Source organism: Actinopolyspora lacussalsi subsp. righensis, assembly GCF_900116555.1.
GTDB lineage: Bacteria > Actinomycetota > Actinomycetes > Mycobacteriales > Pseudonocardiaceae > Actinopolyspora > Actinopolyspora lacussalsi.
In genome coordinates, this window is sequence record NZ_FPAT01000014.1 from 127,028 (window position 1) to 141,436 (window position 14,409).

Annotated in this window: 12 protein-coding genes, 1 rRNA gene and 1 pseudogene; all 14 read right to left on the reverse strand. The window is 66.8% G+C overall.

Annotation, left to right across the window (positions count from 1 at the left end; genetic code table 11):
• Positions 1–33: 33 nt before the first annotated feature.
• Positions 34–981, reverse strand: a complete 948-nt coding sequence (locus tag BM394_RS20530) for a ParA family protein (RefSeq protein ID WP_092981105.1) — start codon at positions 979–981, stop codon at positions 34–36.
• A 164-nt stretch (positions 982–1,145) separates the two neighbouring features.
• Positions 1,146–2,090, reverse strand: a complete 945-nt coding sequence (locus BM394_RS20535; protein WP_092981107.1) for a site-specific tyrosine recombinase XerD — start codon at positions 2,088–2,090, stop codon at positions 1,146–1,148.
• 70 nt (positions 2,091–2,160) lie between these two features.
• Complete coding sequence (locus BM394_RS20540) at positions 2,161–2,829, reverse strand: NUDIX domain-containing protein (RefSeq protein WP_092981109.1); 669 nt, start codon at positions 2,827–2,829, stop codon at positions 2,161–2,163.
• Between the two features lie 224 nt (positions 2,830–3,053).
• Positions 3,054–4,757: a CTP synthase gene (locus tag BM394_RS20545; RefSeq protein ID WP_245780342.1), complete on the reverse strand. Its 1,704-nt coding sequence runs from the start codon at positions 4,755–4,757 to the stop codon at positions 3,054–3,056.
• A 339-nt stretch (positions 4,758–5,096) separates the two neighbouring features.
• Positions 5,097–5,519, reverse strand: coding sequence for a hypothetical protein (locus BM394_RS23975; protein WP_425427678.1), 423 nt, complete (start codon positions 5,517–5,519; stop codon positions 5,097–5,099).
• 71 nt (positions 5,520–5,590) lie between these two features.
• A pseudogene (locus tag BM394_RS23980) lies at positions 5,591–6,055 on the reverse strand (copper transporter); the annotation flags it as partial.
• Positions 6,056–6,070: 15 nt separating this feature from the next.
• Positions 6,071–7,270: a putative cytokinetic ring protein SteA gene (steA, locus tag BM394_RS20555; protein ID WP_092981116.1), complete on the reverse strand. Its 1,200-nt coding sequence runs from the start codon at positions 7,268–7,270 to the stop codon at positions 6,071–6,073.
• A gap of 170 nt (positions 7,271–7,440) precedes the next feature.
• Positions 7,441–9,195, reverse strand: a complete 1,755-nt coding sequence (gene recN / locus BM394_RS20560; RefSeq protein ID WP_217643636.1) for a DNA repair protein RecN — start codon at positions 9,193–9,195, stop codon at positions 7,441–7,443.
• A gap of 174 nt (positions 9,196–9,369) precedes the next feature.
• Entirely contained in the window at positions 9,370–10,263 is an 894-nt protein-coding gene (locus BM394_RS20565; protein ID WP_092981118.1) for an NAD kinase, read from the reverse strand.
• The gene (locus BM394_RS20570) at positions 10,260–11,141 is read right to left on the reverse strand and encodes a TlyA family RNA methyltransferase (protein WP_092981120.1); all 882 of its coding nucleotides are present in this window, start codon (positions 11,139–11,141) and stop codon (positions 10,260–10,262) included. The genes BM394_RS20565 and BM394_RS20570 overlap by 4 nt, the downstream gene beginning before the upstream one ends.
• A gap of 4 nt (positions 11,142–11,145) precedes the next feature.
• Entirely contained in the window at positions 11,146–11,403 is a 258-nt protein-coding gene (locus BM394_RS20575) for a hypothetical protein (RefSeq protein ID WP_245755435.1), read from the reverse strand.
• 203 nt (positions 11,404–11,606) lie between these two features.
• Entirely contained in the window at positions 11,607–12,686 is a 1,080-nt protein-coding gene (locus BM394_RS20580; RefSeq protein ID WP_092981122.1) for an HAD-IIA family hydrolase, read from the reverse strand.
• A gap of 38 nt (positions 12,687–12,724) precedes the next feature.
• Positions 12,725–13,546 carry a tetratricopeptide repeat protein gene (locus BM394_RS20585; RefSeq protein ID WP_175530194.1) on the reverse strand — a complete coding sequence of 274 codons (822 nt, stop codon included), beginning with the start codon at positions 13,544–13,546 and terminating at the stop codon, positions 12,725–12,727.
• 691 nt (positions 13,547–14,237) lie between these two features.
• Positions 14,238–14,355 (reverse strand): 5S ribosomal RNA (rrf, locus tag BM394_RS20590).
• Between the last annotated feature and the right edge of the window lie 54 nt (positions 14,356–14,409).

Sequence of the window (14,409 nt, forward strand, 5' to 3'; positions counted from 1 at the left end):
TTCCTCATCAGCAACAGCGGCTCGCGGCAGGGCTCACCGCGCGATGACCTCGCGGGCGAGCGAACGGTAGGCCTTCGAGCCGGAGGAACGCGGCGCCCACCGAGTGATGGGTTCTCCCGCCACGGTGGTTTCGGGAAACCGCACCGTACGGTTTATCACGCTGTCGAACACTATATCCCCGAACGCTTCCACCACGCGCGACATCACCTCTCGCGAATGCAGCGTGCGGGGATCGAACATCGTCGCCAGGATTCCGCTGATCTCCAGATCGGGATTCAGCCGGTCGCGGACCTTCTCGATGGTGTCGATCAGCAATGCCACTCCGCGCAGGCTGAAGAACTCGCACTCCAGCGGAATCATCACGCCGTGGGCCGCCGCCAACGCGTTGACCGTCAGCAGCCCCAACGACGGCTGGCAATCGACCAGCACGAAGTCGTACTCCGCGCGCACCGGCCGCAGGGCACGCTCCAGCGCCTGCTCCCGCCCCACCTCGGCGACGAGTTGGACCTCGGCCGCCGAGAGATCGATGTTGCTCGGCAACAGATCCATCCCCGAGACACTGGTGGATCTGATCACCTCGCGGAGTTCGGCGGAGCGTTCCATGATGACGTTGTAGATGGTCTGCTCCAGCTGGTGCGGTTGCACGCCGAGACCTACCGACAATGCACCTTGTGGATCGAAATCGACCAGCAACACCTTGCGTCCGTACTCGGCGAGTGCCGCCCCCAGATTGATCGTGGACGTGGTCTTACCGACGCCGCCCTTCTGGTTGCACATCGCCAGCACCGAGGCGGGCCCGTGCGTGTCCAACACCGCGGGCTCCGGAACGTGTCGACGCGGCCTACCGGTGGGGCCGATGTTCGCGTCGTTGGGATCGGGTCCCATTCCGTCGCCGTTGGTGAGTTCCGAAGTGTCGGGGGTGATGCTCAGGTCGACCGCGCCCCGGTACCGCCCACCGGCGGAGGGCTGCGGCGTCGACATGGCGGTGGTGACTCCTTTGTGTGCGACGGCATTCGAAAACGTCGTTCGATGCGCAGCCTAAGCGGCACGCGCACGCAGCGGCAACGCGCATCGCCGTTGTCCGGACGAAACACCTCGCGGTACCGCTCGCTCACCCGGCAGGGAGCCGGGTGAACCCGTGGAATTCAGTCGCGCGCCCTGGGATGGGTGGTGGCGTATACCTCGCGCAACGTATTCATGGTGACCATTGTGTACATCTGAGTTGTCGAGACCGACGAGTGCCCGAGCAACTCCTGCACGACCCGCACATCGGCTCCCCCTTCCAGTAGATGAGTCGCGAAGGAATGCCGAAGCACGTGTGGTGAGACCGAAGTGGACACACCGGCACGTTCGGCCGTGGTTTTCAGGATGTTCCAGGCGCTCTGCCGGGAGAGTCTGCCGCCGCGGGAATTGAGGAACAACGCCCTGTCCCCCCTGCCCCGCTTCGCCAGCGCGGGACGCGAACGGACGCGGTATGCCTCGATCGCGGCAAGGGCCGGACGCCCCACCGGAACCCGACGTTGCACCCCGCCCTTCCCGTCGAACAGGACGGTCCGCTCCCGTTCGTCGAGATCATCGGTGTCCAGACCGACCGCCTCGGAAATCCGCGCTCCACTGGAGTAGAGCAGTTCCAGCAAGGCACGGTCCCGCAATCCGCGCATGCCTTCGACAGTACCCGTTTCCAGCAGCCGCATGACCTCGTCGACGCTTAACGCCTTCGGCAGACGTCGCGGCAGGGCGGGCGGAGTCACCTCACGTGCCGGGTCCCGCGCCGTGAATCCCTCCAGGAGAGCGAAGCGATGCAACCCCCGCACCGCCACGATGGTTCTGGCCGCGGAAGCGGGCGCGAGCGGAACCCCGCCATCGTGCTCACCCCTGCGCAGTGTGGCGAGAAACTCACCCACCAGATCGGGCGAAACTCCGCCCGGTTCCACGATTCCCGCCCCGGACAGATAAGCGCCGTAACGACGCAGGTCCCGAGTGTAGGACTCCAGCGTGCTGGGAGCGGTTCCCCGTTCCACCACGAGGTGATCGAGATAAGCTCTGATCACTCGGCGCAGTTCATCGGGCAGTTCGTCGAGATCGGGCATCGGTGGGCTCCTTCCCGGATCACCATGACACGAGCGCGGGGGCCGTGCGGCCGAACCGGGTAGAGCGTGTTCAACGATCGGTTCGGGCGGGGAACCGGACGGGGCGATCCACCCATTCGGCGTCCGGGTGTCTGGGCACGGCGCGTCCCCGCGACACCGCCTGGGCCGCCAACAGTCCCGAGACGGCGGGGGCGTTGACGATCTCGCCCCTGAAGACCATGTCGACGGCGCGATCCAATTCGAACCGGCGCACGACGAGATCCGCCTCCTCGTCGGCCACGGGTTCCGGGAGAGCGACCTCGGACAGGCCACGGGCGAGGTAGACCCGCTCGGACTGGTCCGTGAACCCAGGTGAGGCGGCCACATCGACGAGGACCGACCATTCCTCGGCGGCGAGCCCGACCTCCTCCGCGAGTTCCCGACGAGCGGTGTGCAGCGGGGGCTCACCGGGAGCGTCCAGCAGGCCCGCCGGCAGTTCCCAGAGTCTGCGATCCAGCGGATAGCGATACTGGTGAACCAGCACGACATGTTCGTGCTCGTCCAGCGCCACCACCGCTACCGCACCGGAGTGCTCGACGACCTCACGGCGCGAACGTCCACCACCCGGCATGGCGACTTCGTCGGCACGCAGCGCCAGAATATTGCCCACGTAGACATCGGAGGTCGACAGCGTGGTGAAGCTGTGCCGACCGTTCGTACGGGTGATCGGCGTGCCGGGCTGTTCGGGATCGGCGGACATGCGGAGCGCTCCTGGAGTGTCTCGGTGTTCTCACTCGGTGATCCTGTTTACCGGTCCGGAGTCCGGTCCCGAAAGCCGGACTCGGCGACGGGCTCGTCCGGAAAGCGCACCACGAGAAGCTTTGGCGCCCCGGGCCGAGGCGGCCGGGCCGGGACACGCACGAACGAAGCGAGCGTGTCCCGGTCCGCAGCCGGTTAGCGAATCGCGTGTTCCGGTCCGACCGTTCAGACGCTCGCCGGTGCCTGCACGGTACCGGGCAACTCGACCGGCAACCGTTCCGCGGCACGGTAGTCCAGTGCCGCGCGGACGAACGAGCTGAACAATGGATGCGGCCGGGTGGGACGGCTCGTCATCTCCGGGTGAGCCTGGGTCCCCACGAAGAACGGGTGCTCCTCACGGGGCAGTTCGAGGAACTCGACCAACCGGTCGTCCGGCGAGGTTCCCGAGAACACCAGTCCCGCCTTGGACAACTGCTCCCGGTAGGCGTTGTTGACCTCGTAACGATGACGGTGCCGTTCGGAGACCTCCAGGGTGCCGTAAGCCTGAGCCACCAGGGAGTCCTCCCGCAACGCGGCCGGATAGGTGCCCAGCCGCATGGTGCCGCCCATGTCGCGCTCCCCCGCCACCACGTCGTGCTGATCGGCCATGGTGCTGATCACCGGATGCTGGCAGGGAGCGGCGAACTCGGTCGAGTTCGCGCGCTGCAGCCCGGCGAGGTTGCGCGCCACCTCGATCACCATGCACTGCAGCCCCAGACAGAGCCCCAACACCGGGATCCCGTTCGTGCGCGCGTACTCGATCGCGCCGAGTTTGCCCTCGATACCCCGTACACCGAATCCACCGGGTACGAGCACCCCGTCCATACCGGACAGGGCACGCGCGGCAGCGGCCTCGCTCTCGCAGTCGTCGGAGGCCACCCAGGATATTTCCACCTTGGCCCGGTTCGCGAATCCGCCCGCGCGCAACGCCTCGGTGACCGAGAGGTAGGCATCGGGCAGGTCGACATACTTGCCCACCAGGGCGATCCTGACTTTCTCGGTGGGATTGTGTACCCGTTCGAGCAGATCGCCCCACACCGACCAGTCGACGTCGCGGAACGGAAGCCCCAGCCTGCGGACCAGATAGGCGTCAAGCCCCTCGCCGTGCAACACGCGGGGGATGTCGTAGATGGAGGCGGCGTCGGGACAGGCCACCACACCGTCGGAGTCCACGTCGCACATCAGCGCGATCTTGTCCTTGAGCTCGCCGGAGAGCTCGCGGTCGGCCCGGCAGACCAACGCGTCCGGAGCGATACCGATGTTGCGCAGCTCCTTGACCGAGTGCTGGGTCGGCTTGGTCTTGAGCTCTCCGGAGGGCGCGAGGTAAGGCACCAACGAGACGTGCAGGAAAAAGCAGTTGTCCCTGCCGAGATCGTGGCGGAGTTGTCTGCAAGCCTCCAGGAAGGGCAACGACTCGATGTCGCCGATCGTCCCGCCGATCTCGGTGATGACCACGTCCGGGGTCTGACCGTTCTCGTCCGGCTCGGCCATCGCACGGACCCGCGCCTTGATCTGGTCGGTGATGTGCGGGATCACCTGCACCGTATCCCCGAGGTACTCGCCACGGCGTTCCTTGGCGATCACCGAGGAGTAAACTTGACCGGTGGTGATGTTGGCGTTGCGCGTCAGCGCCCGGTCCAGGAAGCGCTCGTAGTGCCCGATGTCGAGATCCGTCTCGGCCCCGTCGTCGGTGACGAAGACCTCACCATGCTGGAACGGATTCATCGTGCCCGGATCAACGTTGAGATACGGGTCGAGCTTTTGCATGGTCACCCGCAACCCGCGGGATGTGAGTAGTTCCCCCAGGCTGGAGGCCGTGAGCCCCTTGCCGAGGGAGGAGGAGACGCCCCCTGTGACGAATACATGCTTGATCGTGCGTGCTTGCGGCACCAAAGAAGCTCCCCGTGGTCGATGCCGTCACCATGCTGGTGTTTGTGCTGGCAGGAACGTTGACACCGTCGCTCCCACGGGACTACAGCATATCGCACTCGCTCCCGGGGATGCACCGGACCCCGACGTACGGCGGACCGCGGTGCTCCACCCGCCGGAGCGGACGCGGTCGTCGCCGTCGACGACTGTTCGGGCGGGTGTGTTCGTCCCGGCGGACCGACGCGCTCGGTGGGCGGCCGAGAGGCCGAGTGGTGCACCGCGAGCATCCGCCGAGCACGGCACACGGCTCTCGGTCCGAAGCCGGACGAGACACATCTACTACGAAACGTGGCCAACGAATCAGCCGATCGAAGTATGCCACTGCACGGCGTTCTCGGGCATGCTCGCCAGGGCGAAGTTCATCTGAACCGGTCCGGCGCGGCGCCCCTCCCCATTCGCGCCGGGCCTCTGCCGGGCGGCGCCCATACGGTCGCGCCGCCCGGCACACCCCGAGTCGGGGAAACTCCCGGGAAACGGTGCCGCTACGCACTCGCCGTGACCATCACCTCGGAACGCGGCAGCTACTGCTCGGAGCACTCGGCGGGATGTTCGGCGCGTGCGGCTCCGCCACAGACCCGCTCCGGCACCACCTCGATCCAGCCTCGCCGCGAGACGCGGTAGTACTCCTGTGGTGTCCCGTGACTCGCCGCCGCCGGTGAGCACCACGGCCAACCGTGCGGGGGCGAAATCCGGCGAGATCCGCACGAAGCCGTTCGTACGCAGCCCGACGAGGGCGGCGTCGCGCTCCTGTCGTCCGGCCTTCGGTTCCTCGGTACGGGGGCGAGCAGCGTCAGCGGGTCCATCAGTCCGCCGGCCAACTCTCCCGGAGCGGAGGTGACGGGAAGCCGCGCCCCGGCAGGCAACAGTCGGGTCGCCAGTTCACGCAGCCGTGCTGCCCTGTCCGGATCCGTGAAACTCTCGGTCAGCCACAGCGTTCCGGTCACCGAACCTCCGGCCGCCGTGATCATCCTGCTCATGGATCGAGAGCTGTCGCCGTCGGCCCCGGGAGCGACCAGCAGCACCACCTTCGTCCCTCGCAGAGCACCTCGCACGGCCCGTGGGGCGATGGAATCGGTCAGGGCTTGCGCGTCCGCCAGCTCACCGCGCAGCGCGTCGCGTTCCGAGCGCAACTGTCGCAGCTGCTGTCGCAGGTCGTCACGCTGCCCCCAACGGTCGTCAGCGGGCTCCGGCTGACCGAGTTCGAACCGAGCAGCACCCCAACGCCGACGCCAGGAACACCGCCGCGATGGAGATCGCATGATAACGCACGGAAATCACGTGATCAGCCCTTCGCAGAACTCGACGACGGCGTCTCCGAATGCTCCGAGCACGGTCAGATAGGGCCCGAACATTCCCGAGGTGCTCACCACGGCGAACATCGCGAGAACCACGCTCAGCACCAGCAACAACACGGCTACGGTGGAAACTCGGTTACGCTGCAGCTCGAGCACGGCCGAACCGTGCACGATTTTCCCGCCCAGCCGAAGTCTGGTCAGGAACGTGGAGGGATTGGTCCCCGCACGCGCACGATCCAGGAATTCGTCGAGGGTGGCGCGCATGCCCACCGTCGCCACGAGTTCGGCCCCGTGGGCGTCGGCGAGCAGCAGGGCCAGATCCTCGGCGTTTCCCGAGGCGGGGAAGGTCACCGCTCCGATACCGAGGTCCTGGATCCGTTCGATCCCCGGGGCGTAACCATCGGTGTCGGCGGGAATGACGACCTCGTCGGCCGCCTTGAGCGTACGCACGTCCAGCACCGTCGGGTCCCCCACTATCACGTCGGGGGACAGCCCGGCCGCGCACAGCGTATCCGCGGCGGTGCCGACGCCGAGCAGCACCGGATGGTATTCCCGCACGTAGCGACGCAGGCGCTTGAGCTCTTCCGCGTGCCCACGTCCTGGTGCGACCACCAAGACGTGACGCCCGGACATGGCCACACCGACCTCGGGCACTCCGATACCGTCCAGCACGAGCATCCGCTCGTTCCGGAGGAACTCGATGGTGTTGGCGGAGAACGCCTCCAACTGCGCGGACATCGCCGACTTCGCCTCGGCCATGCGTGTGGCGACACTCTCGGTGTCCTGTTCCGCTGCGTGCAGCAGAAGTTCCTCTTCACCGCGTTTACCGACGAGGTGCACCTCGCCGTTGTGCAGGCGCAGCGTGGCGCCGTCCCGGATACGTTCCACCGCCTCGGGACCCGCGTTGTCGAGCAGCAGGATACCGGCGGCGAGCAGCACCTCCGGACCGAGGTTCGGATACTTGCCCGATATGGCGGGACCGGCGTTGACGACCGCGGCCACCTCGTGAGCGACCAGGGACTCCGCGACGTGGCGATCGAGATCGGGCTCGTCGAGAACCACGATGTCCCGTGGGGAGATCCGATGCGGTAGTTCGCCGATCCGGCGCTGGACACGCGCTGTTCCGATGATGCCGGGCAATGTCTCCTGCCGACTTCCGAGCAGGCCACTGAGTCGCATACACCGATGGTGACAAAACAGTCACCGAATGTTCCGCCGCCACGCCGGGGGGTGGTCGACAATGCAGGCGCACCGCTGAAAGCGCCACTTCCAGGGGATGTCAAGCCCGGCCGCACCGCTCGGCGGAGCCGGGACGACGAGGTGTTTACTCACCCGAGTCGGCTCGCACGTCAGAAGTCGGCCTTATAGCGATCGGCCACCTCGAGGAGTTCCTCCGCGTGGGCGCGTCCGGTCTCGGTGGAATCGAGCCCCGCCAACATCCGCGCGAGCTCCGTGACACGTTGTTCGTCGGAAACCGTACGAACGTCACTGTGGGTGAGGCCGGCGGTTTCGGTGGCCTTGTCGACCACGAGGTGTCGGTCGGCGTAGGCGGCCACCTGCGGCAGATGCGTAACCACCACGACCTGATGGGTTCTGCCCAGTCGCGCGAGGCGTCTACCGATCTCCACCGCGGCTCTCCCACCGACTCCGGCGTCGACCTCGTCGAACACCAGTGTGGGAACGGTGTCGGAATCCGCGAGTACCACTTCGAGCCCCAGCATCACCCTGGAGAGCTCTCCGCCGGAAGCCCCCTTCTGAATGGGCAGTGCCGGTGCTCCCCGATGAGCGCGGAGACGCATCTCCACTTCGTCGACACCGTCCGGACCGGCGTGCACCGGCTTCCCGTCCAGCACTACCGTCTCGTGTCCACCAGCGGTGGCGTGCCGGGATGAGACCGACACCTCGAACTCGGCCTGCGCCATGGCGAGTCCGGTGAGCTCCTCGGTGACGGCTGCCGCCAGCCTGCCCGCCGCCTCGGTTCGGATCCGGCTGAGTTCCCGGGCGTGCTCGACGAGTTCCGCCGCAAGGCTGTCCCGCCGTGCCGCCAACTCCGCCAACGCCTCCTCGGAGGTGTCCATGCCGCGCAGCGTGTCCCGGCTCCGTTCGGCCCATTCGAGCACACCGTCGATGTCCTCGGCGTATTTCTTGGTGAGTTGTTTGAGTTGGGCCTGGCGGGCGAGCACTCGCTCCAGCTCGGCCGGATCCGCCTGGAGCTCCTCGAGATAGTCGCTCAGTTCGGTGCCGGCGTCGCTGAGCACGGCCGCGGCCTCGGAGAGTCTATCCCCGATCTCGCGCAGCTTGGGATCCTCGGACGAGCCCAGCAACCGGCGGGCCTGTCCCACCAGACTCATCGCTCCCGCCCCGTCCGGATCATCCGCGTCGGAGCCGCTGATCGCGGTGTGAGCGCCGGTGGCGAGTTCACGCAGCTGATCGATATCGGACAGCCTGCGGGCGCGGTCGACCAGTTCGGTGTCCTCCCCGGGTGCGGGATCCGCTGCCTCGATCTCCGAGAGTCCGTGACGCAGCAGATCCGCCTCGCGTTCGAGTTCGCGGGAACGTTGACTCCGCTCGGACAGTTCCCGCACGACTTCGAGCCACTCCCGCCGCAGCCTGCGGTACTCCGCGAGTGGCTGTTCGACGGCCTCACCCGCGAACCGATCCAACGCGGCACGCTGTTCATCGGCGCGTAACAACCGAAGCTGGTCGTTCTGGCCGTGCACCGCCAGCACCTGGTCCGCGAGTTCGGCGAGCACCGTGTTCGGCACCGAGCGACCACCGAGATGAGCCCGGGAACGCCCCTGGGAACTGACACTGCGGACCGCGATCAGACTGCCGTCCTCGTCCGGCTCGGCCCCGGCCTCACCCGCCACTTCGGCAGCCCCCGACTCCGCGGTGGTGACGAAGCGACCCTCGACCACGGCTCGTTGGGCTCCCGAACGGACTCTGGAGCTGTCGGCTCGACCACCGCTGAGCAGGTGCAGGCCGGTAACCACCATGGTTTTGCCCGCACCCGTCTCACCGGTCACCACCGTCAGCCCCGAATGCAGTTCAAGCGTGGCACTGTCGATCACGCCCAGCCCTTGGATGTGCATCTCCGCCAACACAGCAAGCACCCTAGCTGGCGCGCTCACGGAGCCGGCGGCCCGGCGATCCGGTTCGGCGCGTTTCAGGGACGAATGTCATTCGCCCCTCGCCACGTGGAACGGAAGAACAGGCGGTCGCGACCGAGTTCCGCGACACGCAGCGGCGGCTACCCCGACACGCAACAGCAATGAATCCTATTCGGATACCGGCCCCCGCCAGCCGTGCACGGGGAGTTCGAACTTACGAACCAGCCGGTCGGTGAACGAGGTGTCGTGCAGTCGAACCAGCCGCAGCGGGTTGTCCGAGGCCAGCACTTCCACTCGGGATCCCGCGGGCAGATCGAAGTGCCGTTGCCCGTCGCAGCAAAGCACGGCGTCGTGACCGTTCTGGTCGACCTCGAGGGCCAGAGTGGAGTCACGCGCCAGAACCAGTGGACGCGCGAAAAGCGCGTGCGCGTTGCTGGGTACGACCAGCAACGCTTCCACCTGTGGCCAGACGACAGGTCCACCGGCCGAGAAGGCGTAGGCGGTGGACCCCGTCGGAGTGGAGCACAACACACCGTCGCAACCGAAAGTGGAGACCGGATGGCCGTCCACCTCGACGACGACGTCGAGGATGCGCTCCCGACTGCTCTTTTCCACACTGGCCTCGTTGAGTGACCAGGTGGTGGCCAGTACTTGGTTCCCCATCCTGGCGGTGACGTCGATGGTCATCCGCTCGTCCACGTGGTAACGACCCTCGACCACGGCGTCGACCGCCTCGTCGAGTGCGTCGAAGTCAGCCCCTGCCAGGAATCCGACCCGGCCGAGATTGATCCCGAAGACCGGCACTCCGGCCATCCTCGCGAGTTCCGCGGCGCGCAGCAGGGTGCCGTCACCTCCGAGAACGAGCACCAACTCCGTCCCCGCCGCGGCGAGCGGTCCCGGTGCCACCACGCGGCTGTAACAGGCCGGACTGAGCTGGGGCGCCTCCTCCGCCAGCACGCGCACCCGCATACCGGCACCGATCAGTCTGCCCGCGACCTTCTCCGCGGTACCCAGGTTGTACTGCCTACCGGTGTGTATCACCAGAAGCACGTCGCGGGTCAACCGGCGTCATCCTCTCCGAACTCCCCGGTTTCGGTGTGCACAGCTCGGGAGGGCACGACGGCATCGGCCGAAGAGACCGTCACCGCCTCGGTGACCATGGTGGTCACATCGCGGGGAGCCTCGTCGGTGCGACGGTGCAGCCAGACGAAGTACTCGACGTTGCCGGACGGTCCGGGAAGCGAACTGGCGACCACGGCCTGTAGTCGCAGCTCGTACTCGGCCGCGGCCGCGACCACTCCGAGCACCGCCTCCGCACGCAACGCCGGGTCCCGGACCACTCCCCCTGTGCCGAGGCGCTCCTTGCCGACCTCGAACTGCGGCTTGACCATGAGCACCAGGTCGGATCCCCGATGTATGCACTCGCTCAGTGCGGGCAGCACCAGCCGCAGTGAGATGAACGACAGGTCCGCCACCACCAGGTCCGCCGCCTGGCCGATATCGGCCGACGTCAGCGTCCGCACGTTCTTGCGGTCACGGACCAGCACGCGCTCGTCGGTGCGCAATTTCCAGTCCAGCTGGCCGTAACCGACATCCACGGCCACGACTTCCGCCGCCTCTCGCCGCAGCAGCACATCGGTGAAGCCTCCGGTGGAGGCCCCCGCGTCCATACACCGGCGGCCCGCGACCCGCAAGCCGTCCTTTTCGAAGAACTCCAACGCTCCGAGCAGCTTATAAGCACCACGGGAAGCCCAGTTGGGATCTTCCACGTCGTCGGCCACGACTATCGACGCATCGTTCTCAACCGTGGTCGCGGACTTGCGGGCCACGAAGCCGCGCACCGTGACACGTCCGGCAGCGATCAGCTCACCGGCGTGTTCCCGTGAACGAGCGAGCTTACGACGTACCAGCTCGGCATCCAGTCGCGCTTTCCGGGGCACCGCTTCAACTCCCGCTACTACTCGGTCCGGACAGCAGTTCGTCGGCCCGGTTGAGGGCGTCGGTCAACGCGTCGTGAACCGCGTCGAACCTGGCGACGTGTTCGGAGACGGGGAGCCCGTCCAGCTCCCGCAGGCCCGCCAACGAACGCTCAACGACACCTTCGGCCTCCTGAATCCGGTCGACGACGGAGTCGGTGGAAGTCACCGAATCGGCCGTTCCGTCACCGTGTTGTCCCGCCGACTCCATCTCCTCCTGCCTCATCGCACACCACTCACAGTGATACCAATCACACCGCACGAACACCACGCGCGAAAAGATGCCGAAAGAACCACGGCACTTCCACGTTATCGGATCACGTCGGCCGCTGCTTCTCGGTGCGCTCGGCCACAGCGGTTCGCGTGAGCGCTCCGAAACTCAGCGGAGCCCAGGCCCACCACCGCTGTCGACGGGACGCGACGAACGATTCAACCGGTGGCGGCAGTGGCGAAGCGCTCTCCGTCGAGGCGATACAGTCCCAGCTCCCGGAGCGCGGTCTCGGCTGTCGAGTCCTCGAACAGCACCTCGACGTCCCCGCCGTTGCCCTCCGACCACCACGCCGCACACAGGGCTCGTAGCGCGGAGAGCCTGCTCCACGGATACGTGCCGGACTCCTCGGAACGGTTGTCCGCGCCGTTCACGGCGGCGAGTGTCAGCCCGGCCCCGGTGGTGTCGATTTTCCAGGCGGCCTGTTCCGAGATCCTGGAAGCCGCGGCCGGAAGTTCCAGCGCGGTCACATCGGCCGCCACATGAGTGGGGCGGCACTCAGGGGAAGCCGCGAGCAGCTCGGCGGGAGTACTGACACCGCTCAACACCATCAGCGAGGGAACGCCGGCCCTGCTCGCGCCGAGAATATCCGTTTCCAACCTGTCGCCCACCACGATCGGCCGTCGCGCGGCGGCCGAGGCCGCTGCCCGATCCAGCAGTGTTCGTTCCGGCTTGCCCGCGACCAACGGGAAACTGCCGGTCGCCTCCCGCAGTGCCGCCACCAGTGCCCCGTTTCCGGGCAGCTCGCCCCGCTCGGTGGGAAGCGTGGCGTCACGGTTGCAAGCGACCCAAACGGCACCGGCGCGTATCGTCAAACAGGCTTCCGCCAGATCGGCCCACGTGGTGTCGGGGGAATGCCCCTGCAACACGGCCACCGGTCCCGCATCCGTCGTTCGCACCGGGGACAGTCCGACAGCGACGAGTTCCTCGGCCAAGGCCACGGTACCGACGACGAGCACAGGAGCCCCGAGCGGCAAGCGCTCGGCCAGTAAGGCCGCTCCCGCCTGAGCACTGGTACTGATCTCGGAGACCGCTGCCGGGACCCCGAGCGTGTTCAAGTTGTCGGCGACCGCCTCCGGGGGTTTGGAAGCGTTGTTGGTGACGTAGCGAATCGTGATACCCGAGTCACGGGCACGGGAAACAGTCGAATCGGCACCCTTGATGACCTCACCCCCGCGATAGACCGTGCCGTCCAGATCGAACAACAACGCGTCGTGCTCGGCACCGAGCGATCGCTCCACGCTACTCCCTCCGGCGTTCGGGAAACGTCGATTCCGGATCAGTCCCAGACCCCCAGATTGATGTCATGAGAATCCGCGGACCTCCGGTCCGCACGAGAACCACCGGTGCCGTGATCGAGGTCCGTGTCGACGGTCTCCTCCGAAACTTCGGAGACGGCGGTATCGGTTTCGGCACGGGCGGCCAACCGTTCCGCCTCCTCGGGACCTCCCAACTCGGTCACGAGCTCTTCGAGTCGTTCCGGGGCGTCGGTGGCTTCGTCGTCATCGGCGTTGGCCGCGTGTACGAACCAGGTGAAGGCTTCGCGCGTGCGTCCCACCGCCAGCAGATTGTCCGCGTAGGCGTAGAACAGCCGGGCGCTCCACGATTCGTTACGCTGCGGATCGAGTTCGGGAATCTGCAGGCTCACGACAGCGGCTTCGGATTGACCGAGATCACGACGTGCCCCCGCTCCCACGATTCGCAGTTCGATCGCTTCGTCCTGGGGCAGCCGAGTCGCTTCGTCCTCCCGGGTGAGCTCCAGAGCACGCTGGGGCTTTCCGAGGGCACGCTCGCAATCGGCGATAATCGCGAGGTGGGACTGACCTCCCATACGACGAGCGGCGCGCAGTTCGGAGAGGGCTTCACTCCAGTTTCCCACGTAGTAGGCGGCCAACCCGTTGGCTTCTCTCGCAGCGGGCGATCTGGAAGCTTTCCGGCGAGCGTACCGGGCGTGCTCCAACGCCTTTTCCGGTTCCTGTTCCAGCAACATCCCGACCGCGACCACGTGCGCTCCCACGTCCTCGGCCACCATCTTGGGCAGCGCTCGGAAGTCGCGCCGCACCTCGGGATCGAGTTGGGAAGCGTTGGCCTCCTCGGGCAACTTGGGCGCCCTGGGACGGCCGGGATCGGTGGAGGCTGTCCGCTTTCCGGAATCCCCGCGAGTTCGTTCGGCGTTACCACGCGGAGAATCCGCCCGGGTATCACGCCTGTTCTGGTTCCGATCGGCGTGTGAACGACGATTCTGCCGCGAATCGGTAGCATCACCGGACCGATCGACTCGCCTCGGAGCGTTACGCTTGGACTGATTCCCCGAATCGCGGTTACCGACATTGCTGCCGGTTCGGTTGGCTCCGCCACGCGAATCGTTGTGGCGACTCACACCGTTTCCACGGCGCCCTGCCGAGTCAGCACCGTTGCGACCCGCTCCGTGGTCGGTTCCGGCTCGGTTCTTGGAACCGCGTGGGCCGCCTCCGGAGCCGCCCGCTCGGGGATGCCCCGGTTTCCGGTCCTTTCCCTGTCTGTTGCCGGTGTCGTTGTCACGACGCCGAGCGTCACGCTTGTCGTCAGAGCTGGACACCGGACCTCCTGAAGCATATAGACATGACTCCACCAGCTTAGCCCCGCAAGAGTGTGCCCAGCCGTACGGGCGAGCCACGCACTCATCGGGGGTGGGAACCCGACGTTCCCCGAGACTCGGCGGAAGCCATGTGTGGTGTGCTGGTGGGAGTTTGGCCAGGGGCAGAGAGTAGTCCGGCCCCACCCTGGTGGGTGGGGCCGGTCTCGGGGGGTTGGGTCGGCGGTGTCCGTGTCTCCCACACCCGTGGGGGTGCAGTACCTGGGGCGCTGGAGGGCTTAGCTGCCGGGTTCGGGATGGATACCGGGCGTGTCTCCTCCGCTGTGGCCACCGACCCAAACAACCATGGGGCCGACTGGGTCAGCCGGTATGTAGTTAGTTGATAGGGG